Source organism: Lentimicrobium sp. S6, assembly GCF_013166635.1.
In the GTDB taxonomy this organism is placed as follows: domain Bacteria; phylum Bacteroidota; class Bacteroidia; order Bacteroidales; family UBA12170; genus UBA12170.
Genome location: NZ_JABKBZ010000211.1, coordinates 1 through 1212 on the forward strand (window position 1 = coordinate 1; position 1212 = coordinate 1212).

At 44.6% G+C, this 1212-nt stretch carries 1 protein-coding gene; it reads left to right on the forward strand.

Going from position 1 to position 1212, the window contains the following annotated elements; all coding sequences use genetic code 11:
- Window positions 1-1212, forward strand: a 1212-nt coding sequence (locus HNS40_RS22385) for a PKD domain-containing protein (RefSeq protein WP_172284933.1), incomplete at both ends; no start/stop codon positions are given.

Below are 1212 nucleotides of genomic sequence, written 5' to 3' on the forward strand. Positions count from 1 at the left end.
AGGTCAACCTGGCCGACCTGGCCAATATCTGCGAAAATGAAAGCCCCATCACCCTAAACGGTGGCACTCCTTTTGGCGGAACATATAGCGGAACGGGTATTAGCGCCGGAAGCTTTAATCCAGCCACCGCTGGTGTAGGAAATCACAGCATCACCTATACTTGGTCCGATGGCACTTGCGGCGGAGACGACAGTAAAACCATCACCGTCCTACCAGCGCCCACCGTCACTTTCAATGTAGCAGATAATGAGTTCTGCTTGGATGAAGCTGAGTTTAGCATCAATGGAGCCAGCCCAACTGGAGGTCATTTTTCTGGAGCTGGAGTTAGTGGAAATCAATTTGACCCTAGCACAGCCGGCCCAGGAACTCATCCCATTAGCTATGAATATATCAATGCCCAAGGCTGTAGCGATACTAAAAGTCAAGATTTCATCGTCTACGATTTACCCAACGTTCAGCTCAGCAACTTCCCCAATTTTTGTGAGGATGATGCTGTTTTTACGCTTGTTCAAGGAAGCCCTATCGGAGGAGTCTATAGCGGAACAGGTGTCACTGGGAATCAATTCGAACCGCAAATTGGCGCAGGAACCTATCCCATCAATTACTATTATCAAGACTTCAATGGTTGCGATGACCAAACCCAAAAAGAGATTCAAGTTTTGCCTTTACCTCAAGCGCCTATCTCGGCTATTGCCGATATCAATTCCTACTGCGAAAACCAAGCCCCCGACTCTATTTTACTCACTGTTACTGGAATAGAAACGGCCTACTTTTGGTACGAAAATCAATTAAGCAATCCTTCTTTTAGCCAAAAGAAAAGCTTGAAAATTGCCGCTCCTCTAGTTTCTACTTCTTATTTGGTCAGAGGAGAAAACAGTTGTGGAGAAAGCACTTATCTACAAATAGACATAGAAGTAAAACCTGCTCCTGTGGCCAGTTTCATTTCTTCAGGCAACGATTGCCAGTTCACCAATTTCTCTTTTACCGATGCCTCCACCATAGCCAATCAAAGTATCAGTCAATGGTCATGGAATTTTGGGGATGGTGCAACAAGTAATGAAACGAATCCTAATCATATTTATAGCGATTACGGAAGTCATGATATTCAATTAATTGTGGAGAGCAATCAAGCTTGTAGAGACACTGCTTTGCAAAGCATAATGGTACATCCCAAACCTCAAGCTGCCTTTGATGCGCCCATGGTTTGTTTTG